General features: G+C 44.6%; 15 protein-coding genes. 13 read left to right on the forward strand and 2 right to left on the reverse strand.

The genetic code is table 11. From position 1 onward, the window contains the following. Positions 1-37 precede the first annotated feature (37 nt). From rapZ to HXT59_RS03950, 7 genes are all read left to right on the forward strand, one after another. A complete protein-coding gene (gene rapZ, locus HXT59_RS03920) occupies positions 38-913 on the forward strand; it encodes an RNase adapter RapZ (RefSeq protein ID WP_100066708.1) in 876 nt (291 codons plus the stop codon). Positions 914-1,186: 273 nt separating this feature from the next. Then, complete coding sequence (gene whiA / locus HXT59_RS03925) at positions 1,187-2,134, forward strand: DNA-binding protein WhiA (protein WP_012914259.1); 948 nt, start codon at positions 1,187-1,189, stop codon at positions 2,132-2,134. Between the two features lie 1,026 nt (positions 2,135-3,160). Beyond that, complete coding sequence (locus HXT59_RS03930) at positions 3,161-4,366, forward strand: phosphoglycerate kinase (RefSeq protein WP_004108635.1); 1,206 nt, start codon at positions 3,161-3,163, stop codon at positions 4,364-4,366. Positions 4,367-4,530: 164 nt separating this feature from the next. Continuing rightward, on the forward strand, positions 4,531-5,328 hold the full coding sequence (gene tpiA, locus HXT59_RS03935; RefSeq protein ID WP_421784153.1) for a triose-phosphate isomerase: 798 nt from the start codon (positions 4,531-4,533) through the stop codon (positions 5,326-5,328). Between the two features lie 52 nt (positions 5,329-5,380). Next, a complete protein-coding gene (secG, locus tag HXT59_RS03940; protein WP_004127207.1) occupies positions 5,381-5,629 on the forward strand; it encodes a preprotein translocase subunit SecG in 249 nt (82 codons plus the stop codon). Between the two features lie 80 nt (positions 5,630-5,709). Beyond that, positions 5,710-6,537: an HAD hydrolase family protein gene (locus tag HXT59_RS03945; RefSeq protein WP_116994687.1), complete on the forward strand. Its 828-nt coding sequence runs from the start codon at positions 5,710-5,712 to the stop codon at positions 6,535-6,537. 260 nt (positions 6,538-6,797) lie between these two features. After that, a complete protein-coding gene (locus HXT59_RS03950; protein WP_012914255.1) occupies positions 6,798-8,429 on the forward strand; it encodes an RNA-binding domain-containing protein in 1,632 nt (543 codons plus the stop codon). 259 nt (positions 8,430-8,688) lie between these two features. Here the strand turns inward: HXT59_RS03950 and tal are convergent, their stop codons facing one another. Both tal and tkt read right to left on the reverse strand, forming a co-directional pair. Beyond that, entirely contained in the window at positions 8,689-9,792 is a 1,104-nt protein-coding gene (gene tal, locus HXT59_RS03955) for a transaldolase (protein ID WP_012914254.1), read from the reverse strand. A 220-nt stretch (positions 9,793-10,012) separates the two neighbouring features. Further along, on the reverse strand, positions 10,013-12,112 hold the full coding sequence (tkt, locus tag HXT59_RS03960) for a transketolase (protein WP_421784155.1): 2,100 nt from the start codon (positions 12,110-12,112) through the stop codon (positions 10,013-10,015). A 219-nt stretch (positions 12,113-12,331) separates the two neighbouring features. Between tkt and hrcA the strand changes: the two genes are divergently transcribed. The 6 genes from hrcA (at position 12,332) to HXT59_RS03990 (ending at position 23,608) form a co-directional block, all read left to right on the forward strand. Then, positions 12,332-13,348 (forward strand): heat-inducible transcriptional repressor HrcA, encoded by a 1,017-nt coding sequence (gene hrcA / locus HXT59_RS03965; protein ID WP_165845982.1) that lies wholly within the window; start codon positions 12,332-12,334, stop codon positions 13,346-13,348. Between the two features lie 90 nt (positions 13,349-13,438). After that, positions 13,439-14,590 (forward strand): molecular chaperone DnaJ, encoded by a 1,152-nt coding sequence (dnaJ, locus tag HXT59_RS03970; RefSeq protein WP_004108655.1) that lies wholly within the window; start codon positions 13,439-13,441, stop codon positions 14,588-14,590. A gap of 69 nt (positions 14,591-14,659) precedes the next feature. After that, on the forward strand, positions 14,660-15,643 hold the full coding sequence (gene fmt / locus HXT59_RS03975; RefSeq protein WP_012914250.1) for a methionyl-tRNA formyltransferase: 984 nt from the start codon (positions 14,660-14,662) through the stop codon (positions 15,641-15,643). Between the two features lie 25 nt (positions 15,644-15,668). After that, a complete protein-coding gene (gene serB, locus HXT59_RS03980) occupies positions 15,669-16,322 on the forward strand; it encodes a phosphoserine phosphatase SerB (RefSeq protein ID WP_421784336.1) in 654 nt (217 codons plus the stop codon). A 226-nt stretch (positions 16,323-16,548) separates the two neighbouring features. Next, on the forward strand, positions 16,549-17,379 hold the full coding sequence (locus HXT59_RS03985; RefSeq protein ID WP_004108666.1) for an inositol monophosphatase family protein: 831 nt from the start codon (positions 16,549-16,551) through the stop codon (positions 17,377-17,379). 463 nt (positions 17,380-17,842) lie between these two features. Then, positions 17,843-23,608 carry a GA module gene (locus HXT59_RS03990; protein ID WP_421784157.1) on the forward strand — a complete coding sequence of 1,922 codons (5,766 nt, stop codon included), beginning with the start codon at positions 17,843-17,845 and terminating at the stop codon, positions 23,606-23,608. Positions 23,609-23,624 lie beyond the last annotated feature (16 nt).

Here is a 23,624-nt window from a genome sequence, read left to right on the forward strand (position 1 = left end):
TGCGCAACATACTACGCAACGTTCCGCGTCGACTAGTATGCAACTATCTGACAGATTTGAAGTTATGCTAATTACAGGCATGAGCGGAGCTGGGCGCTCGCACGCTGCTAACGCGTTGGAAGATATGGGATGGTATGTTATCGATAATCTTCCGCCAAAACTGCTCATACCGCTAGTAGATATGATGACTTCATCCGGTTCTAAAGTGCATAAGCTTGCTGCTGTTATTGACGTGCGTTCTAGAGGATATTTCGACGACCTGTTTGCAGTTCTTGCGCATATTGATGACCTTGGTGTAAAAACGCGAATTCTGTTTCTAGATGCTTCAGATGCTGTGCTTATCAAGCGTTACGAGTCTGTGCGTAGACCGCATCCTTTGCAGCGCGGTGGCAGACTTATTGACGGTATTCTAGAAGAGCGAGAGCTGCTCAGTCATCTGAAAGATTGCGCAAATATTATTATCGATACTTCTGCACTTAGTATTCACCAACTTTCTACAAAGCTTTACGAAGGATTGCTTGGAAAAGGCTCTTCTACTGTTTCTGTGCATATTTTCAGCTTTGGATTTAAATACGGCATGCCAATGGACGCTGATTTTGTTGCCGATATGCGATTTTTGCCGAATCCTTTCTGGGTTCCTGAATTAAGGGAGCTTACAGGTAAGGATCAAGCTGTGCAAGATTATGTTTTATCGAATTCTGCGGCAATTACATTCTTAGATTCTTACGAAAATGCGCTTCTTACAGCTATCGACGGATTCGCTAAAGAAGACAAGCATTACGTGACTATTGCTGTAGGATGTACTGGCGGTCAGCATCGTTCTGTTGCCGTAAGTATTGAGCTTGCTAGACGTTTGAGATTGCACGGTTTGCAAGTTACAGTATCTGCAAGAGAGCTACAGAGAAGATCATAGTAAGTGGAGAAGTAAAGTAGCAAAAAGTAAAGTAGTGAAATGCGATTATGAAACTAATCAATTAAAATTAATTAAAAAATTAAATAAAAATTGTGTAAATTATATAAAATATAAAAAATCTTGTACTAAAAGCATGTAAAGCATGTGCAAAAACCGGTAAAATGTCCAACGTATTCTGTATCACAGAAAGCCGGGCATGTCGTGTGCCACAGCATCATGCAAGTACCCAACAGCACTCATATTTTAAGAAGAACAAAAGTAGGAGGTTGTCCCTTGGCTCTTCTTGACGACGTCAAAAATGAACTCGTTTCAAACAACAATGAGCTCCCGACTGTCATTATGGCTCAAGCTGCAGCAATGATGCGCTTTGCTGGCGGCTTAAGGCCAGTAAATAATCAAGCTGTTATTCGCGCTCAGTTGGATTCTCAGCGCGCAGCTCAGTGGCTTGTTGAGGTATTGAAAACTTATTTCCAGAGGGAAGCAACAATTGCTCAAGTTTCTCGGCAAACTCCTACGGGCACTGTAGTTCGCTATGACGTGGTAGTTGAGCGTGGTGCTGCAGCACTGGCTTTGCAATCTGGTCTTCTTGATCGACGTATGAGAATTGTTGCAGGTCTTGCACCTGAGATTGTTGGTGGAAGTATCGCCCAAATCAAAGCAGCTTGGCGTGGTGCTTTCTTGGCTCACGGTGCTATTTCCGACCCTGGCAAAGCTAGCTATTTGGAAGTTGTTTGCCCAACTCATGAGGCTGCAAATGCTTTGCAAACTATGGCGGCGCGACTTGGCATTAGCGCCAAGGCTCGTCAGGTTCGTAGCTCTGAGCGAGTGACGTTGCGCGATTCTGACGCAATTGAGCGAATGTTGATTTTGATTGGTGCTCCTCGTTCTGCTCGCGAATGGACCGGTAAGCGTTCGGACGGTGAAGCTCGCGGAAAAGCAAACCGTTTGGCTAATTTTGACGATGCGAATATGCGTCGTAGTGCTAAGGCTGCTGCTGAGGCATGCGAAAAGGTTCGTCACGCATTCGATATTTTGGGCGACGATATTCCAGATAATTTGTTGATGGCTGGAAAGCTTCGTCTTGAGCATAGCGACGCAAGTTTGGAAGAGCTTGGTCACTTGGCTGATCCTCCTATTACAAAGGATGCGATTGCAGGGCGAATTCGTAGACTTTTGCAGCTTTCAGCGAAGGTTGAGAAGTCGCGTATGCAGCAGCTTTAATGCTGATTTTGCGTGATTATTGCAGAGTTAATTTTTTAATTGCGTGAGTTGTTTTTTACTTCTCGCGCTTTTTTGTTTGCAATATTCTTGAGTATCGTCTATGAGTTTTGTAACTGATTTAGTTTTTTGGTTTTGACGAGGCTAGAAAATTTGTGTTTGCACTTATAGCGCTCGTACACTTTGCGTGTACTCGCTGCTGAGCTTGCGTTGAAAGCACACCGTGCTTTCAACTTGAGCAAGCTCACGCTCCGAGTTGCCTTCGCGCGCTACGCTTTAAGCGCTTCGGCAGGTCGTCGCGCCCAGTCCTTCGTCGCTTTGGCTGTTAGAGGTTTTGCTGTCTGCTTTGTTCTTAAGGAATGTTGCTTCCTCAGTCCTCTTTTAGTGCTCGTAAAGAAATTCCCCCCAAACTCTGCGTGCTAATTCGTTAATAACCGTGTCTATCGCAGAGATTTTTCGATTTTTCTTCTTCGCTTGGCGAATCAGCAGCCTGCGGCTCTGACGTTCGCCGCGCTCAGTGCGAAAAATCTCAAATCTCTACCACACTAATATTCGTACTTCTCAAGCAACACCCACCCCTCACTACTAGTAAAACCGCTAGTGTTCTGTGGTGTGGTAGTAGTGCTTAGCGTGGTGTGTGCAGCAGCGCAAATGCTAGTGTTTTTTTAAGCAATAAATACTCAACGTCAGCAGAGCAATAATGCTAAAGTTCACTAATCAATAAATAATCGCCGTCCGCAAAGCAATACTGCAAAGCTTCAGACGCAACGTTTGCAAAGCGCAACTGCAAAGCTACAAAACCACTTTTCGCAGAAGCATTACTGCAAAGCTACAGACGCAACGTCAGCAGAGCACTGGTGCAAAGCTGCGTTGTTCATAGGGATTGTTGAAGATGTGCGGTATAATTGCACCCGGCAATGTGTTGATGTTTGAGGCTGATTTTGCGTTTTGTTGAACGAAGTAAGCCGGCACGGTAAGCCAGTATGTAAGTCAAATATGGTAAGCCAATATGGTTTGGAAAGGATACCAATGAAGACACTGAAAGATTTGGGAGATTTGAGTGGTAAGCGCGTATTGGTTCGCGCTGATTTTAACGTTCCTCTCAAGGGTACGACGATTACTGATGATGGTCGTATTCGTGCTGCTTTACCAACCATTAAGGCTTTGCGTGAGCAGGGTGCTAAGGTGATTTTGATGGCTCACCTTGGTCGTCCAAAGGGTCAGGTTGTTCCAGAGCTTTCCTTGGCTCCAGTTGCGCAGCGTTTGGGTGAATTGCTCGGCACAAATGTTGTTTTGGCTGCAGACACTTACGGCGAAGATGCTCAAGCTAAGGTAGCTGCCATGAATAATGGCGACGTTGTTTTGCTTGAAAATGTGCGCTTCAACGCGGAAGAAACCAGCAAGGATGCTTCCGAGCGCGCAGCTTACGCTAAGAAGATTGCTTCTCTTGGCGAAGTATTTGTTTCCGACGGCTTTGGTGTTGTGCACCGCGCTCAGGGTTCAAATTACGATGTTGCTGCCGATCTTCCAGCAGCTGCAGGCTTGCTTGTTGAAAAGGAAGTTAAGGCACTTTCTCGCGCAACTGAAAACCCAGAGCGTCCTTTGACTGTTGTTCTCGGCGGCTCTAAAGTTTCCGACAAGCTCGGCGTTATTGAAAACTTGCTTTCTAAGGCTGATCGTCTTGTTATTGGCGGCGGTATGGTGTTCACATTCCTCAAGGCTTTGGGTCACGAAGTTGGTACTTCTTTGCTTGAAGAGGATCAACTCGAGAAGGTTAAGGGATACATTGAAACCGCTAAGAAGAATGGCGTTGAGCTTGTGCTTCCAACTGATATTGTTGTGAATGCTGGCTTCCCAGCAGGGGATACTCCAGTTGCTCCAGAAGTAGTTCCAGCAGACGCTATTCCTGCAGACAAGATGGGCTTGGATATTGGTTCTGACTCTCAGAAGCTTTTCCACGACAAGATTGTTGACTCCAAGACTGTTGTTTGGAACGGTCCTATGGGTGTGTTCGAGGTTCCAGAGTTTGCAGCCGGTACTCGCGCTGTAGCTCAGGGCTTGGTCGATGCAACTAAGAACGGCACTTTCACTATAGTCGGCGGTGGTGATTCTGCTTCTGCAGTGCGCAACCTTGGATTCCCAGAAGATGGCTTCTCGCACATTTCTACTGGCGGCGGCGCTTCTCTCGAGTTCTTGGAAGGCAAGACTCTTCCAGGTTTGAGTGTGCTTGAGTAAGTAATATTGCTTGAGTAAGTAGTATTTACGCGAGCAAGTATAAACTAAATATTTCCGCTTATGCCGACTTTCGATTTTATGAATCCGTTTTGTAAATCGAGGTCGGCATAACACTAATTTGCGCAATACTATTAATCTTCAATCCTCAATTTTTAAGGGTGATTATGGTTGTTAAAAGAAAGCCGCTAGTCGCAGGTAATTGGAAAATGAACTTCAATCACCGCGAAGCAACGCATTTTATACAAAAATTTGCGTGGCTACTGCGTGACGCGTATTACGACTATCACGATTGTGAAATTGCACTTATGCCTTCTTTTACTTCAATAAGAAGCGTGCAAGTTCTTGTTGAGTCTGACCATTTGCCAATATTGTACGGAGCTCAAGCTGTTTCTGTTACTGCTCAAGGTGCTTTTACTGGTGATGTTTCTGCAGATATGCTTGCAAGTCTTGGATGTTCAATGGTTATTGTTGGTCATTCTGAAAGACGCAAGTATCATCCTGAAGATGATGCAAATATAGTTGATCAAGTTCGAGCTGTTCTTGCCGCAGGAATGCAGCCAATTCTTTGCGTTGGTGAAAGTCTTAAAGAACGTCAACAGGGTGTTGCGCTGGATTTTGCTGTAGGGCAAGTGCATGATGTAACGCGCGATTTGGATGCGAAGCAAGCTAAGCGTTTAATTATTGCGTACGAGCCAGTTTGGGCAATTGGTACGGGTATGGTTGCCACTGCTAACTCAGCTCAGGAAGCTGCATTGGCTATTCGTGAAGACTTGCGCGTTACGTTCGGTGACGATGTTGCAGATACTGTTCGTATTCTTTACGGCGGATCTGTAACTTCTTCTAATGCTTCAAGTCTTATTGCTGAGCCTGATGTTGACGGATTTTTGGTTGGTGGAGCTTCTTTGGATGCAGAGGAGTTGTCGAATATTGTGCGACTCACCGCAGCACAATCGCGTCTATAGGTCAACGGTTCTTATTAAGATTAATCGGGTACTCTAAGACAGGAGGTTACTTGTGTCCGCTCTGAAAATTGTTTTGCAAGTGTTGCTTGTGCTCACCAGCATTTTGTTAACATTGTTGATTTTGATGCACAAGGGCAAGGGCGGCGGCCTTTCCGACATGTTCGGCGGCGGTTTAACGAAGAACGCCGGTAGTTCTGGTGTTGCAGAAAAGAATTTGAACCGTTGGACAGTGATTATTGCACTGATTTGGGTTGCGGTAATTGTTATTTTGAACTTAATGACTAAGTTCTCTCTAATTTAAGTATTCTTTTTGTAAAAAGCGTATGGTCAGTAGATTGTGCGCTTTTTGTTTATTTGGCTTCGTTTATTTAGGTCCTTACAATGCTTCGTTTTTCTCCTTCTTTATTAATTGCTGATCTTGACGGCACTATGCTTCACGATTCCGATACTTTTGAAGGCCGCTTTTTAAGCCGCGAAACTATGCAAGCTGCTGAGCGTTTGCATGAATCTGGGATTCCGCTTGCTATTATTACGGCTCGTCCTGTTGGAAGTGCTTTTGATTTTGTTCACGATTTAAAAGCTCAAGTTTGCGCGTATCTAAACGGTGCTCTTATTGATTTTGATTGCGCTCACAGCACTGTTTCTGAACTTACTTCGCAGCGAAGCATTGATACTCTTACTCGCTTTGGTTTTGACTCTAATCTTGCTGCTGATGTTTGCCTGCAATTGCTTGATAAAATACCTACACTCCGTCTTGGTATTGTTATGAACGATGTTCGTTACACTAATTTTGATGTTCGTATGCTTTGGAACGAGCAGGATTTTATTATTACCGATTTTTCTAATGTTCCGAGTGGCATTGCAGACAAGATTATTATTGTTCCTCGAGAGAGTGAGAAGGAAAAACTTCAGAGCATTCTTCCAAGCGATTTTTCATTGCATATTAGCGAAGACGTGTTGTGGATGCTCACGAATCCTCTTGCAAACAAAGGACACGCGCTGAACGTTATTTGCGATCGTTTGGGCGTAAAGACGAGCCGCACAGTTGTTTTTGGCGACGATATTATTGACATCGACATGTTCCGTGCTGGTGGTTATGGGGTAGCGGTGGCGAATAGTAATCCGCGTTTGCTTGCGATTGCGGACGAAGTTTGCGATTCCAACAATGACGACGGTGTTGCCAGCTGGCTTCAAAACGAATTGCTCTAGCGGTTTATTGCAATCATCATAATCGGACGCAAATAGCAGTAAATCGGACGCGTTCTACAGAATACGGACGTTTAGGCAAAATTTACGGACGTTTTCTTGTTTTTTGGACGCAAAACAAGTAGAATCGGACGAAAAGGATGTAAAATCGGACGCAAAAAATATTTTTAAGCTTTAAAATGTCCGATTTTAAATGCAAATATAAATACAAACTTAACTAAAAACGATATTGCAACAAACCTAACTTACGAAGCGAGACTGCAATGTTCAATATAAATTCGCTGTCTTTACTAAGAGAGAGTAATCAATTAGAAGCGAAAGCGGCTTCAAACGGTACGCCGAGAAGTATGTGGGAAACGTATTGTGCTTTTGCTAATACGAATGGTGGAACTATCTTGCTGGGTGTAGGCGAAGATGCTCAGCATAATTTACAGCTTGTTGGCGTAAATAACCCTGAACATATGGTAAAAGATATTTGGGATACGCTAAATAATAAGAATAAAATTAGTTCGAATATTCTTATTGAAGAAAATATTTCTATTGAACAGATGGATGATAACAAATCTATTATTCGCATAACCGTTCCAAGAGCAAATCGTTCTGATAAACCGATTTATATTAATGGAAATCCTATAGGCGGTACGTATCGTCGTAATTTCGAAGGCGACTACAAATGTTCGCAAGAAGAGTATCAAGCGATGGTCAGAGACAATGGTTCGAGCGTAAATTCTATGGATCAATCTCCACTGTTGCAACACAGTGTTGACGATTTTGATATGGAGACTGTGCGCTCTTACCGCAATATGCTAAGTGCAGTGCGTCCTCAACATCCTTGGCTTACGCTTGATACAGATGAATTTCTTATGAGAATCGGAGCGTTAGCAAAAGACGAGTCGAATAAATTGCATCCTACTCGATCGGGTCTTTTAATGTTTGGTCAGGAGTGGTGCATTATTACGGAATTTCCGTACTATTTTCTCGACTACAGAGAAATTACCAATGCTGATAGTAGGTGGAGTCATAGGATTGTCAGCTCGGATGGTTCGTGGAGTGGAAATCTTTATGATTTTTGGAGTATTGTATGGCAGCGTCTTTCTCGTAAAATTGATGTACCATTTTTGCTTAATTCGCAGTCATTACGAGTTGATGATACTCCGTTGCATATGGCAGTTAGAGAAGCCCTTGCAAACACGTTGATTCATGCTGATTATTATATGCGAGGTAATACTGTTATTACATATAATGATGCTGTGAGTACTGATGTTGATGGTTCTTCACAATCTTCTATAGAAACAAATAGCGCAAATGATGGTTTTAAGCTTTCTTTTGCAAACCCGGGTTGCTTACGTATGCCTGTAGAAGTGGCTTTAGCTGGAGGTTTTTCTGATTCTCGGAATCCAGCACTGCTTAAAATGTTCGCGCTGATTTCTGTTGTTGAACGTGCTGGAAGCGGATTTGATGCTATGAGAGCTGGTTGTGATTGGGCTGGAATACGCTATCCAATGTTAAGTGAGTCCTTTAATCCAGACCGTACTACTCTTGAATTTTTTGTAAGCGATAAGAATAACTTTGTATCTGGTTCTTCAAAAAACAAAACTGAACTTAATGCTAATTCATTGAATTTAGTGAACGGTACTTATAATTCAGAACTTACTACAAATTCACTTTCGCAAGATTCTAATAACTCGCATAAACGTATGAGCGTTGACGATTGCTATAAAAAGATTATTGAAGCAGTACATAATCATGGAACAATAAAGCGTGAGCAAGTGCAAAATATTCTTAACGTGGGTAGTACCAAGGCTAAGCAATTGTTATCTGATTTAGTTAGTAGAGGAGATATTTCAGTTTGTGGAAAAGGTCGAGCTACTACCTACGTTTTTAACCGCAGTTAAACAAAAACCGCACATGTGTGAATTAATCGCTTATGCACGAAACTCGCGTGCGCTATCGTAACGTTTTAACCAAATCTCGCTGGCAAACTCTTTCTGGCAAGTAATCACCGTTATTTTCTCAGTTGGTTAATCTGCTTGAGTGCTCCAATTGTAGGGAGTTTTCCTCTCGTTTGGAGTGCTCCGCAAACAAAAACCGCACATGTGTGAATTAATCCACGAACATGTGCGGTTTATGTTTATTTATTACTGATTAATCAAATCAGGCGTTTACGCGATCGATGCCGGACTGCACGTCAGCAATCACGGAATCCCAAGACTTGATGAAGGCGGCAACACCGTCGGCCTCAAGCTTGTCGGTAACGTCCTTAATGTTGATGCCAAGCTCAGCAAGCTTGTTCATAACAGCGTGGCTCTCTTCGTAAGTGCCCTTAACGGAAGCAGCGCCGTTGCCGTGATCAGCAAGAGCGTTCAAAGTCTTTTCTGGCATGGTGTTCACAACATGCTCAGCAACCAACTCGTCAACGTACTTGCAGTCGGAGTAAGCTGCGTTCTTGGTGCCGGTAGAAGCCCAAAGTGGACGCTGCTTCTTAGCGCCCTTAGCTTCAAGAGCAGCCCAACGTGGGTCAGCTGCGAACTTCTTTTCGAAGAGTTCGTAAGCCAAGCGAGCGTTAGCAACAGCAGCCTTGCCTTCAAGAGCCTTAGCTTCATCGGAGCCGTTAGCTTCGAGGAGCTTGTCAACAGCGCTATCAACGCGGGAGACGAAGAAGGAAGCTACGGAACCAATGTGCTTCAAGTCGTGGCCGTTAGCATCTGCCTGAGCAATACCTTCGATGAAGGCGTCGATAACCTGCTCGTAGCGCTCGAGGGAGAAGATCAAGGTTACGTTCACAGAAATACCCTTAGCAAGGGTAGCGGTGATAGCTGGAAGACCTTCCAAAGTTGCTGGAATCTTAATCATAACGTTTGGACGATCAACCTTTGCCCAAAGCTCTTCAGCCTGCTTCTCAGTGTTAGCAGTATCGTGAGCCAAGCGTGGGTCAACTTCGATGGAGACGCGGCCGTCAACGAAGTCGGTCTTTTCAGCGATCTCGCGGAAGATATCGGTTGCGTTACGAACGTCGGTGGTGGTCAACTCGCGGATAGCGGTTTCAACGTCGACCTTGCCGAGTTCCTTAAGCTGTGCATCGTATGGGCCAACCTGGCTCAAAGCCTTCTGGAAGATGGATGGGTTGGTGGTAACGCCAACAACATTCTTATTAGCAATCAAATCCTGCAAAGAGCCGGACTCAATGCGGGTACGGGACAAATCGTCCAACCAAATAGAAACGCCGGAATCGCTGGTGCGCTGCGTTGCTTCAGTCATGTTATCTCCTTAACACTGTGCTCCACCAATTGGGGCACGTCGGTATTTTGGCGTTTTTACAAGAAACAGCGGTTGATGTCGAACCAACGGTAGCTCGGCATCAACACGCCATCGCTGTCTCTTGTGAAGTGTTTCGTTAGCACTTCTAGTTTTGTGACATATCAATTTTATTTTGATACATCAAGCTTTATTTTGCTTACTTGCTTTTTGTCAAGCTATCTTAGGCGCGAGCTTCTTCGATAGAAGCCTTAGCAGCTTCTACTACGTGCTCAGCAGTAATGCCCAAGTCAATCATGTTCTGACCGCCGTCACCCTGCAAGCCGTACTGTTCGATAGAAACAGCCTTGCCGCAATCGCCAAGATACTTGTACCAAGGCAATGCCAAGCCAGCTTCGATGGAAACGCGAGCCTTGACGGACTTTGGCAAGATTGCTTCCTTGTACTCTTCGTCCTGCTCTTCGAACCATTCGAGAGATGGCATGGAAAGAACGCGAGCCTTAATGCCTTCAGCAGCCAAAGTCTTGGCACCAGCAACAGCCCACTGAACTTCGGAACCGGTTGCCATGATGATTACGTCTGGAGTGCCTTCGCAATCAACCAAAACGTAAGCGCCGTGCTTCACGCCTTCGCGAGCCTTTTCAGCAGTCTCAGCGAGGGTTGGAACGCCTTGGCGGGTCAAAATCATAGCGGTTGGGTAGCTGTTCTTCTTTTCGAAGAAGTAACGGTAAGCTTCAGCAGTTTCGTACTCATCTGCAGGGCGCACAACCTCAAGCTGAGGAATAGCACGGAATGCAGCCAAGTGTTCGATTGGCTGGTGAGTTGGACCATCTTCGCCCAAAGCTACGGAATCGTGGGTCCAAACGTAGAGGTTTGGAATCTCCATCAAAGCAGCCAAGCGAACTGCTGGACGCTCGTAGTCAGAGAACTGGAAGAAGGTGCCGTTGAATGGGCGAGTGTCAGAACCAAGCAAAATACCGTTGGTAATAGCACCCATCGCGAACTCGCGCACACCGAAGTGAAGCTGACGGCCATGCTCGGAAACGTTTGGCCAAGTGCGGGTTGCATCCTCGGATGGACCGAAGGAGTCAGCACCCTTAATGTTGGTGTTGTTGGAGCCGCCCAAATCAGCGGAACCGCCCCAAAGTTCTGGCATAACAGCAGCAATTGCGTTAAGAACTGCGCCGGAAGCCTTACGGGTAGCAACCTTAGAGCCAACTTCGAAGCCAGCAACCAAGTCGTCAATAGCCTTGTCGAAGCCTTCAGGAAGCTTGCCAGCCTTAAGACGCTCGTAAAGAGCAGCCTTATCTGGGTTGGCGGCAGCCCACTTTGCAAGAGCTTCGTCCCAAGCCTTGTGAGCAGCCAAGCCGCGCTCTGCAACCTTGCGAGCGTGAGCCAAAGCTTCTTCGTCGATTGGGAATTGAACTTCTGGGTCGAAACCGCAAAGTTCCTTCAAGCCCTTAACAGCTTCTTCGCCAAGCTTGGAGCCGTGGGAAGCTTCATTGTTAGTCTTGCCTGGGGTTGGCCAAGCAATCAAAGTATTAACCTTAATGAAGTGAGGCTTATCGGTAACTTCCTGAGCCTTTTCAATAGCTGCAGCCAAAGCCTGAACGTCTTCCTTGTAGGAGCCGTCTGGCTGGATGAAGCTAACTTCATCGGTGTACCAACCGTATGCACGGTAACGAGCAAGAATATCCTCAGAGAAGGTGAGCTTAGTGTCACCTTCAATCTGAATGTGGTTTGCATCGAAGATTACAGTCAAATTGCCAAGCTTCTGGTTTCCAGCCAAGGAAGCAGCTTCAGAAGAAACGCCTTCCTCAACGTCGCCTTCGCCGCAGATAACCCAAACCTTGTGATCGAATGGGGAAGTGCCAGCTGGAGCTTCTTGATCAAGAAGACCGCGCTCAAAGCGCTGACCATAGGCAAAACCAACAGCAGAAGCAAGACCCTGACCGAGTGGGCCAGTAGTCATTTCGATGCCTGGAGTCAAGCCGTATTCAGGGTGACCTGGAGTACGCGTGTCTGCACCGCCACGGAAATACTTGAGATCGTCAAGAGTCAAGCCGTATCCAGAGAAGAACAACTGCACGTATTGCGTAAGCGAAGCGTGACCGCCAGAAAGAATAAAACGATCGCGGCCAGCCCACTTTGGGTCAGCTGGATCGTGCTTAATGAAATGCTGGTACAATGTGTACGCAATCGGTGCTAATGAAACAGGGGAGCCAGGATGTCCGTGTCCTGCTCGCTCAACAGCATCAGCCGAGAGAACCTTCGCCATTTTTACGGCGCGCTCGTCTAATGCAGACCAGTTGAAATCGGTCATGTGATCTACTTTCCTTCCAATAATCCGGGTTTTTAAGCACAGCTTACGCTGGCTTTTTACCCTCTCATTGCCCTCCAATCCTATCTTTCGCGCGCGACGAATATGTTACAAAGTGTGTCAAAAGTTTGCTTTTATGTTCTGTTGCGTGCTAAGAAATAGACTACTATAGGAATATAGTATTTAGAGTGTTTGTAAGGAGTGGTAATGCAGTCACGACGCATGATGATTTTGCGCGCAGTTGTTGAGGATTATATTCGTTCTCAAGAGCCTGTTGGTTCTGCGGCTCTTGCAAAGCATCATCAGCTTGGTGTGAGTTCAGCTACTATTCGTAACGACATGTCGGCTTTGGAAGAGGAGGGATACCTTGTTCAACCGCACACTTCTGCAGGTCGTATTCCTACTGAAAAAGGCTATCGCTACTTTGTTGACGGTTTGGCTTCTGTTATTCCGCTTTCTGAACCGCAGCGTCGCGCTATACGTAACTTTTTAAGCGGATCTGTTAGTTTGCAAGATACTTTGCAACGTTCCGCGCGTCTTCTTGCAAGTATTACGGGTCAAGTCGCTCTCGTAGCATCTCCAGCATTGTCTAAGTCAAAAGTAAAAAGAATTGAGATTGTTCAAGTATCGTCTTCTACGCTTTTGGTTGTTGTGATTACAGATACTGGAGGCGTAGCTCAGCACATGATTCAAGCAACTACTATAAATTCAAATGACTTATTGCATCTAACTAATATGGTTAATGAGTGCTGCATTGGGCTATCTCTTTCATCTGCTTCACAACGCGTTTATGCGCTCGCAAATCGCAAGGATTTAGCGTCAGCTTTGCAAATTATTAGTCAACTTGCTAACGCTTTAGAAGATATGCATGACGGTGAGCATACTCACGACTTATATATGGCTGGAGCTTCTCAACTTGCGCATAGACAAAGTATTGTTGATTTTGCTTCACTTTTTGACGCACTCGAAGAACAGGCTGTTATTATGCGACTGATGACTTCGTTAAGTGAGGAAGCAAGCGATTGTGCAAGTGGTGTTAGTGTTGCAATCGGCTCGGAAACGCACACTCCTGGTTTGCTTAACGCTTCTGTTGTAACAAGCACTTACGGATACAATGCTGATTCTGACTCTGCGTTTATTGGATCAATTGGTCCTACGCATATGGATTATGCTGCAACGATGACTGCTGTTAAGGCTGTTGCGCGCTACCTTAATTCGTTTATATCCGAAAATTCATAAAACGTGGCTGGTTTATGGCTGGTTATTCGGCTTATGTCTGGCTGTGCCTTATGCAAGAATGATTTTAGAAAAAGGTAAAAGGGGAATTAATTGACTGATTACTACAAAGTTCTAGGCGTTGATCACAATGCTAGCGACGACGAAATTCGCAAAGCCTATCGCAAAATGAGCCGCAAATATCATCCTGATATTGCAGGCGCTGAGTTTGAAGAAAAGTTTAAGGAAGTAAATGCTGCCTACGACGTGCTTTCTAATCCTGAAAAGCGTCGAATGGTAGACATGGGTGTTGATCCTAACGATCCTTCTGCAGGAAGTGCCGGAGCTTCAGGTGCTGGTTTTGCAGATATGGGCATGGGCGACATTTTCAGCCAGTTCTTTGGCGGTTCTTTCGGTAATTCGCAAGGACCAATTTCGCGTGTGCAGCCTGGCGATGATGCGTTAGCTGAGGCTCGTATTGATTTGAAAACCGCTATTTTTGGCGGAAATGTTAGCGTACGGTTAACTACTTTTGGCGTTTGCAAGGATTGCTCTGGTTCCGGTTCTGCCGACAATTCCGCTCCAGAACAGTGCTCTGTGTGTCACGGTTCTGGCTTCTGCCAAAAAGTTGTGCGCACTATGCTCGGTCAAATGATGTCTTCGATGCCTTGTGAGCATTGCGAAGGTCACGGCACGATTATTAAGAATATTTGCCAAAACTGCCACGGTCATGGTCGTGTGCGTTCAATTCGTGAAGTTGGAGTGAACGTGCCGGCTGGAATTCGTGACGGTAGTCGTTTGCGCTTAGCTTCCCAAGGAAGCGTTGGTGAGTGCGGCGGTCCTGCCGGCGATTTGTACGTTGATATTCATATTCGTGCAGATAAGCAATTTACTCGTAACGAGGATGATTTGCATTGTTGGATTACAGTTCCTATGAGCTGGGCTGTTCTTGGTCGTAGTCTTGAAATCGACACTTTTGATGGTGCTCAGAAAATAACGATTCCTGCAGGCTGCCAAAATGAAGACACTATTACTTTGCCAAATCTTGGTGTGACGAAGCTTCGTTCTAAAGATCGCGGAAATATCGTGGTTCATGTGCTAGTGCAAACGCCTTCTAAGTTGAATGATGAAGAGCGTGCTTTGATTGAAAAATTTGCTAAATTGCATGATAGTTCTATGAAGCAAGTGCAGCAGCATTCGTTAAGTGAGCAGTCGAGTGAGCGTAAAGGTTTCTTTAGTAAATTAAAGGAAGCTTTTGCCGGCTGATTTTACGGATTTAATTTACTGCTTTAAACGGCTTTAATTTACTGCTTTAATTTAAAATAGTGGGGAAATATGGCATTACCAATATTGTTTGCTGGAACTCCGGAAGTTGCGGTTCCGTCTCTTCGCGAGTTAACTAAAGATAGTGAGCATTTTGATGTTCGCGCTGTTCTTACGCGACCGGACGCTCCGACTGGTCGCGGTAGAAAGCTTGTGCCAAGCCCTGTGAAACAGGCTGCTCTTGAGCTCGGCTTGCCAGTGCTTGAGTCGGATCCTAAAAATGAAGATGTGTTTCTTGAACAGCTTGCGGCAACCGGTGCAAAAGCTGCAGCAGTTGTAGCATACGGCAAGATTTTGCGACAGAATGTTTTAGACGCGTTGCCGCTCGGCTGGTATAATCTTCATTTTTCGCTTCTTCCGCAATGGCGAGGTGCAGCTCCTGTGCAGCGCGCAATTTGGGCTGGGGATGATATTACAGGTGCTACGGTTTTTCGCATTACGCGCGGCATGGATTGTGGGCCTATTTTGGCGCAGTTTACTACAAAAATTGAGTCTCACGAAAATTCTGGCGATCTTCTTGCACGACTTGCAAACGACGGCGCGCCGCTTCTTGCAGCATCTCTTCGTGGCATGGAAACTGGTGAAATTGTGCCGGTTGAGCAAGATCAAACTCCTCAAGAAGTTGCGCAAAAAATCACTGTTGAAGATGCTCATATTGATTTTCATGTGCCAGCTTTTGCAGTCGATCGTCAAATTCGCGCTTGTACGCCAAATCCGGGCGCGTGGTGCGAGCTTCATGCGGACGATGAACATAATGCGGATCCGATTACTTTGCATGTTTTACGTGCAGTTCCGGCAGATGCTAACGATCCGCATGGTGAGGAATTGATGAAGCTTGATCCTGGAAAATTGCTTGCTGGCAAGAAGCAAGTTTGGGTTGGTACTTTAAGCGGCGTACTTGAACTTTTGGAAGTAAAAGCGCAGGGAAAGAAAGCTATGAAAGCGGCAGACTGGGCGCGCGGAGCTAGGCTTTCGGCAGCAGCTTACTGCGCATAAAATTATGATTATGAACTTTTCTTCGATGTTGCCAACTTTGTCTAAACCAGGGCTTTTGGTTATGGATGTTGATGCAACGCTTATTGAGGAAGAAGTTATCGATTTGCTCGGTGCAGAAGCTGGATGCGGCGATGAGCTTTCTGCGATTACAGCGCGAGCAATGCGTGGCGAAATTACTTTCGATACTTCCTTGCGTTCGCGCGTGAGTATGCTTCGCGATTTGAATATTGACGAGTGCAAAAAGCGTATTATTTCTAAAATTCATGTAACTAAAGGCGCGAATGTTTTAATTGACACGCTTCATGCGCACGGATGGAAAGTTGGCGCAGTTTCTGGCGGTTTTTATGAGATTTTGGACGAATTTTTGCCGAGTTTGAATATTGATTTTTGGGCGGCTCACCATTTAGAGTCTATTGACGGCAAGCTTACTGGCAACGTACTTGGAAATATTGTTAATGCTAATGCAAAAGTTGAAGCGCTTAGAACTTGGGCAACTAATCTTGGAATTGATCGCGAACAAACTGTTGTAGTGGGGGATGGAGCGAACGATATTTCAATGATTAAATTCGCTGGATTAGGCGTAGCTTTTTGCGCAAAACCAACAGTTCAAGCGGCTACTCCTTACTGCATTCTTACTCGCGATTTAAGCGCTGTCTTACGTTTTTTGAATGCGAATTAATACGTTTTTAAAAGTAAAAGTTGAGTAATGTACGTAGGCAATGTAAAATTGCGAATGATGATTAAAGATTAATGATTAAATTTTTTGTGAAAGTTCTGTATCTTTTAACCGCAGAGCTTAAATGTGTTGGTGAATCTTTCTATTGTTGAGTAAAATAAAGTTAATTTATGGGAGAGAGAGTGTGCATAAATACGGGAATTTATGCATTTAGGGTAGGGAGTGTAAGTTGAATTTACGAGAAGTTGCGCTTGAAGTTGCGCGTATTTTGGAAGATGTTGGTAAACATGCGTATCAGGATCAATTAAGCCCTCAAGATATGACGTCGATTGCGTTGGGTGATCCTAATAAATCTGAATCTGGTTTTGGCGATAAGCTCGTGCGTTTTATTCAAAATCGTTTGACTTATGTGAATCCTTTCCAAGGTTTTTGGCAAACTAAGCCGGAGCAGTGCAATCCAGGAGAACGTTTTTGGTGCGTTGGAAACGTTGACGGTGCTATTAATTTTAATCGCGATATGGCTGAGTGGACTCTTACGGTTTCGCTTTTTGAGTTTAACGATGAAGGCTCCGCTCGTCCGGTTCTTGGCGTTGTGCACGCTCCTGCGTTGGGATTGACTTATTTGGCTGCAAAGGGTCAGGGTGCTATTCGTATTCGTAGAACTCCGCAAGGAGAGAAGCGTGAGAAGATTACGCCTTCCACAACTTCTACTTTGCAAGGATCTGTGGTTTGTTATGGAATGTCTTATATACCTGGTGAATCTAAGCGCGCGCTTGACGTAGTCGCTTCTGTTGAAGAGGGCTGCCCTGCGGATATTAAGCGTATTGGACCTGCGTCGCTCGACTTGTGCAAGGTGGCAGATGGCACTTATGACGCTTATTTTGAGCCTCACTTGCATCATTGGGATATTCCAGCTGTTTCTGCTGGTGCCGTGGTTGTGCTAGAAGCGCAGGGTCAGGTTTGCCAGTGGGATGGAAACCCTATTCATTGGCGACGCGAAAATGACGTAGTTGCTTCTAACGGTTTGCTTATTAACGAGTTAAAGCCGTATCTTAAATAAGCAATATTCTTGCGTAAGTAACTAATATTCTTGCGTAAGTAGTTAATAGTCTTACGTAAGCAGTCAATAACATTACGCAAGTAACTCGTAGCCTTGCGTAAGCATTCAATTATCTTGCGGCGTATCGTAATTTTTTTTTCATAAATATTATGACGTCTTAACATGTAATTTATACGTATTCATGCGTGATTTGCGAATTATGTGATTTACGCTACACAAATTATTGCATGAAAAGGTTTGCAATGTATGAATAGTTGAGTATCATATAGCCTGTATGAGTGTCAGTTTGCACATTTTTATGCATGCTTGAAACGTATTAAGAGAGTATGAAGCGTTGTGTAAATAGCAAATTGGTATGAAACAAAGAAGCGAATGCTAATTTGTTTGGCTGCTGCATTATTGCATATTACAAGTTATGCATAAGCAGAAACATAAAGAATACACATTATTGAAGTGAGGAATAATGACGAAGAAGATTATGAGTGCGAAGCATCTTGCCGATTTGCAAAAGTCTATGCAAAAGTCGAGTAACAGCGTTATTTACGCGCCACTTTCTAAGAGCGTGTGCGCAGCTATGCTCGCAGGCGCAATGGTGCTCGGGGGGGGGGGGGTATTCGTTTCCTCGCCTGCCTATGCTGACGGTTATGTAGACGGCACTGGCAACAATGTTTATTACGGTTTCAAAACTGATGCAAAATATGCCGAGGCTCATTTCAACATTGACGTTGAATATTACGATACCTTTGAGCATGCCAAAGCTGGCGGTACTGAAGGCATAGACCCTCTTGGTAAATTTGTTCGCGTTCATTATCTTTCTAATTGCCACAACAATGCTACAGCTGACGATTGGCGATTCCATCCAATGTGGTGGTTTGGTGTTCCTGCTGGTTTGAAAGATCCTCAAGATATTCAATTTAAGCGTATTGAAAAGTTAACAAAAAATGGCAAGGAGCAGGTTAAACCTGCTGGTTCTTCGCAATATATTACAACCGACGCAAACGGTTATGGCGTTGTTTCTGACAAACATTTTAATAGTCCTAAGGAATGGACTAATATTTCTAATTATTATTTTAGTGACGAAAATATTCTTGCCAGCAAAGGCTGGAAACAGCTTATGGGCTTGGGTACCAAAGACAATAAAGGCTACGATAATGCGGGCAATACCGCACAACAATGGGAAGAATACCAAAAGCAAACTCAAGGCCTTAAGGGTATTTTCGTAGACTGGGAGTCTGCTGGTCAGCGTTGGTATGACATGACTTACGTTTCCGAGATGGAAGATAAAGCATGGAAAGAGCGCGACACCAATCCGCTTCGTTTTGCCGCTGGCGTTTACCGTTTTGCTGGTAACTGGCATTATGCAGTAGGTCAAAAGCACAATACGCCAAAGATTGCGGATCATTTTAAGCTTGCGTATCCAGAGGTTACAAAGGTTAAGAAGACTAACGATTTAAGTGACGACGAGCAAAAGACTATTAAAGAAAAAATTGAAAAAGCGAATGAAAACACCAAGTACTTCAAGGAATTAGTTGCTGATAATGGTGTTGTGGTAAATAAGGATGGCTCTGCAACTATCACTTTCAAAGACAAGACGACTCGCACGATTCCTGCAAGCCTTCTTGTTGCACAAGATGAATCCGACAGCGACAGATATAAGCCAGTTATGCCAGATCGCATACCTGTTGTAAAGCCTGATTCGTTAAGTGATGATGATAAAAAGGCTGTTATTGATGCGTTCAAGAAGGCGAACCCTGATAGCAGCGAATTTAGCAAGCATCTTGCCAAGGATAATGCTATTGCTTTCGATAAAGACGGCAAGAACCTTGTTGTGACTTACGAAGATGGCTCAAAAGCTACGATTCCTGCGTCTGAGCTTGTGTTCCAAGGGCCAAAAATCTCCGATTGGGCGCCTTACGTGGTACCTGATCCAATTGAGGTTGGGAATCTTTCTAGCTTGACTACAGAAGAGCAAAAGCAAGTAACCGATGCTTTTGATAAAGCAAACGCTGACTTGGATGTTTATAATGCAGCCAAGAAGGATGGCAAAACTCCTGTAAGCTTCGATAAAGACTTCAAGAACGCCATCATCACTTGGGCAGACGGTTCAACAACAGAGATTCCTTCTTGGCAATTCTTAAAGCAAAAGGCTGCTGAGGAAAATCCAACTCCAAAGCCGCCTGCTCCAACTCCTGCTGCTGAAAAAGAGTTCATCGTTGAAGCGCCTGCAACCCAAACAAGAGTTAAATTTGATCCATTCAATATGAAAGAAGCAGATTTAACAACTAACAGCCAAGCTCTTGATGCAAATAAAAAAGCCTTAATGAAGGTTAAGGGTAAGGATTCTAAAGATAATTCAGATGTAACTATTACTGATGTTTCGTATAGCGTGAAAGACGGTAAAGGTTACATTACGTTTAAGGCGGATGGCTATAAAGACGCTACTTATCCCATGAGCGTGTTCTTCAAGCAGACAGCAAATACGCAAACGTCTCAGACGCCTTCTACGGAAACTAAGACATATAACGATCCAGATAATCAGAAAATTACCTTTAAGTATAATGTTACAAAGACGGAGACTGAAGGCGATACACCAACTGTTCAAGAGGCTGTAAAGGCTTTAAAGCAGTTTGTAAATGACAATTACGATAATGTATCTGATTCTGATTTGCAAGCTGTTACGAGCGATGTTGCTGTTAAAACAACTTGGACTCCAAAAGCCGGTACTGAGAATATGGGTCCTTACGGTGCATCTGGTAAGAATGATGGACCAATGACTTCATTTAGTATAGATAATACTAACGGTTACGCTATTACAGTTCATGGTCACCAGTGGATGGAAGATGATGGTAGTGCAGGCGATTGGGCTGCTGACATGGAAGGGACTCTGTTTACCATCCAAGCCAAAGATTTGTATGTTAAAAAGAACAGCTCTCAACCTCAAAAAGATAATACGATTGACAATCTAAAGCAGCAAGCTAAGGATTTGCTGAAGAAGCGCAAAGGTGCTCCTGACAATCTCACTAACGAAGATTTGAAGCGCGCTGGCATCGACAATCCTGATCAGTTGGATGATTCCAAGATCGATAGCATGGCTCAAGGTCAAACAGCCGAGAAGGACCTGCGCGATCTTATTCGCAAGCTCACCGATGCCAAGAAGGCTGAGCGCAAGTACAATCCAATTCCTGAGATTGAAGTTACCGACCCAGAAAATCTGTCTGAAGCTGATTTCAAGAAAGCTGCGGAAGCATTCTTGAAAGCCAATTACGATGGCACGGATTCACTAGCAGAAGATAAGGCGCCGTATAACGTTCCTACGAGTCTCACGCCAAAAACAGATACAGTTAAGATGGAGCTTAGCTCAACTTCTAATGCTAATGGCATTGCAAAGGTTACATATAAGAATAGTGATTTTACAACACTTGTGTTCCAGGATTCTGCTAATAATGATTTGTTCTCCGTTAAGGTAACTTATAAGAAGGCGGGAACCCCTGCGCCAACGCCTGATGCTGGTCAACTCCAGCAGATGAAGGATGATGCGAAGAAGATTATCGACCGCAATCCAAAGCTTACTGAGGAGCAAAAAACCCAGTATAAGAATGAGATTGATAATGCTAAAGGTGCTGATGATATTCAGAATATTCTTAAGAAGGCCAACGAGCAGGCTGGCAAGAATAATGTAACTCCTGAACAGTTAAAGGAAAAAGAAAAGAAAGACAAAGAAAATAAGGAAAAAGAGCAGAAAAAAGAGGAAGATAAAAAGCAGGAGGACCAGAAGAAGCAAGAGCTACAGGATAAGAAAAAGAAAGCTTCTGATGCAATTGATGGTCTTGGCAATCTGACTCAAGATGAAAAGGATAAGCTCAAGGAAAAGCTGAATGGAAAGAGTGGGGATGCTACCAAGCCTGGTGCTAAGACTCCTGAAGAAGTTCAGCAGATTTTAGATGAAGCTAATAATCTTAATGAAGCGCACAAGGATGTTAGTGCTGGCGCGCTTCCATTCTTAAGCCACGGCAATGCTAACAGCGAGGACGATAAGGCTCTTAAGGAGTTAATTGGTTCTGATCCAAGCAAGAAGGATGCAGCACTCACTGCTTTGGAAGATGCTCTTGCAAAGAAGGATCCTGCTGCTACTGCAGAAGAGATTAAGAATGATCTTGACGCAGCCAAGCGCCAGAACGCAATTAACGAGCAGAATGCTAAGAATGCTGGTATTGCCAAGCTTGATGCTAAGAAGGCAGAACTTGATGCAGCATACAAGGCGTTGAATGATGAGCAGAAAGCAAAAGCTAAAGATAAGTATGAAGCTGCCACTAAGGCAATCGATGATGCCAAGAACACTGTTAACAGTGCAACAAAGCCTTCTGACATCAAGAATGCTGTTGATGGCGTGAAAACTTCGTTTGATGACGCAAACAAGGCAATCGAAGATGCTAAGGGCAAGCGCGATACTTCTCAGAACACATACGATGATCAGTCTGTACTTAATAAAGAAAAGGAAGATCAGAAGAAACGCATTCAAGATAGTGATCTTCCAGATGCTGAAAAGCAGAAGGCTATTGATGACATCAATGATGCAAAGAAGATTGGCGACCCAACTGCTATTGCTAATCGCGCTTTGAAGGCTAAGAAGATAGAGGATGCTAAGAAGCAGATTGCTGCGCTTGATCATTTGAACAATGCGCAGAAGGAAGCTTTCAAGAAGATTATTGAAGATACTGATGCTTCTGATCACAAGAACGCTGACGGTACAACTTCTGACGACATCGACGACGCGCTTGCCAATGCTACTGCAACCGATACTGCCATGGCTCGTCTTGAAAAGCTGAAAGAGATCGCTGATAAGTTCGCTAAGGGCGACAAGTATAAGGGTCTGCAAGAAGGCAATGAGCAAAAGAAAGCGTTTGACGATGCTGCTACTGCTGCTGGAGCCGTGCTAGACAAAGCTAATGGCGATCCTAAGGATGCGGATCAGGTTAATGAGCTGTATAAGGATCTTCTTAAGGCAATGCAGGATCTTGACAACACAGTTAAGGGCGTTGGTGTTAATACCGCTAATCTTCAGGCGGAAGTTGATAACGATAAGGCTCTTAAGCCAGACGCTACGGCAACTCCTGCAACTAAGGGTGATTCGGTTTATACCACCGCTTCTAAAGATAAGAAGGATGCGTTTGACGCGGCTTTGACTGAGGCTGAAGCTGCTTTGAAGACTGCTAACGAAGAGAATGAGAACGCGAAGAATCCTAACTCGACTCCTCTTACTCCTGAGCAGGAAGCTCAAAAGCAGAAGGCTGTTGACGACGCTCTTGACAAGCTCGTTAAGGCTCGCCTTGCTTTGGATGGTGTTAACACCAAGCCGTTGCAAGAAGAGATTGATAAGGATAGCAACGTTAAGAACTCAGATAGGTATACGTATTCTACTACGACGGAAAAGAAGACTGCGTTTGATAAGGCTCTTCAAGATGCTAAGGATCTTATCGATAAGCTAACTGGTACGAAGAAGGCTGCTGCAGGCGAGGAAGATGTAACAACTAAGACTCAAGCTGAAAAGCAGAAGCTTGTTGATGATGCTCTTGCAAAGCTTAAGACAGCTGAAGAGGCTCTTGACGGTAAGAAACCAACTCCTGGTTCTGGTTCTGAAGCTGGTTATGGTGTGAATGATAATGCGCCTACTACTGTGGATAAGGGTGAGTTGAATGTTCAGATTCAGGGTGCTGAGTCTGATTCACAGCCTGGAAATGCTGGTAATGGTAACGCTGGTGCTGGCGTAAACTCGGGTAATGCAGGTAACGCTGCTAACACCAATGCTGCCAACGCTAACGCTAATAATGCTAATGGCGCAAGTTCTGCTGCTGTGAACGCTGCTGTTGAGAATAATCCTGCTGTGAAGCAGGCGGATACTAAAGTTTCTAAGGCTCAGGCGGCTTTGGATGCTGCTTTGGCTGAGGCTAAGAAGGTTGCTGCTGATCCTAACGCAACTCAGGCTCAGGTTGATGCTGCGGCTCAGAAGCTTTCTGCTGCTCGTAAGGCTTTGGCGTCTGCTAAGGCTCATGCGGCTGAGGTTCGTGCTTCTGTGCGCGCTCAGGTGTTGAAGAGTGGTAGTGTTGCTCAGCTTAGTAAGACTGGTAGTGACGTGTCTGTGTTTGGCTTGTTTGCTGCAACTCTTAGTGCTGCTGGTGCTGCGCTTTTCTCAGCTAAGCGTCGTGGTACTTCTCGTCACAGTAGTAAGTAGAATATTTGCTAGCTGG

It is taken from the genome of Gardnerella sp. KA01001, from assembly GCF_049244025.1.
In the GTDB taxonomy this organism is placed as follows: Bacteria; Actinomycetota; Actinomycetes; order Actinomycetales; family Bifidobacteriaceae; genus Bifidobacterium; species Bifidobacterium swidsinskii.

What these genes read in the sequence shown, in the direction of transcription:
- HXT59_RS03990 (WP_421784157.1), top strand. Translation starts at nt 17,843, where the DNA reads ATGACGAAGAAGATTATGAGTGCGAAGCATCTTGCCGATTTGCAAAAG.
- fmt (WP_012914250.1), top strand. Translation starts at nt 14,660, where the DNA reads ATGGCATTACCAATATTGTTTGCTGGAACTCCGGAAGTTGCGGTTCCG.
- rapZ (WP_100066708.1), top strand. Translation starts at nt 38, where the DNA reads ATGCAACTATCTGACAGATTTGAAGTTATGCTAATTACAGGCATGAGC.
- hrcA (WP_165845982.1), top strand. Translation starts at nt 12,332, where the DNA reads ATGATGATTTTGCGCGCAGTTGTTGAGGATTATATTCGTTCTCAAGAG.
- HXT59_RS03950 (WP_012914255.1), top strand. Translation starts at nt 6,798, where the DNA reads ATGTTCAATATAAATTCGCTGTCTTTACTAAGAGAGAGTAATCAATTA.
- tkt (WP_421784155.1), bottom strand. Translation starts at nt 12,112, where the DNA reads ATGACCGATTTCAACTGGTCTGCATTAGACGAGCGCGCCGTAAAAATG.
- HXT59_RS03930 (WP_004108635.1), top strand. Translation starts at nt 3,161, where the DNA reads ATGAAGACACTGAAAGATTTGGGAGATTTGAGTGGTAAGCGCGTATTG.
- serB (WP_421784336.1), top strand. Translation starts at nt 15,669, where the DNA reads ATGTTGCCAACTTTGTCTAAACCAGGGCTTTTGGTTATGGATGTTGAT.
- HXT59_RS03945 (WP_116994687.1), top strand. Translation starts at nt 5,710, where the DNA reads ATGCTTCGTTTTTCTCCTTCTTTATTAATTGCTGATCTTGACGGCACT.
- tal (WP_012914254.1), bottom strand. Translation starts at nt 9,792, where the DNA reads ATGACTGAAGCAACGCAGCGCACCAGCGATTCCGGCGTTTCTATTTGG.
- tpiA (WP_421784153.1), top strand. Translation starts at nt 4,531, where the DNA reads ATGGTTGTTAAAAGAAAGCCGCTAGTCGCAGGTAATTGGAAAATGAAC.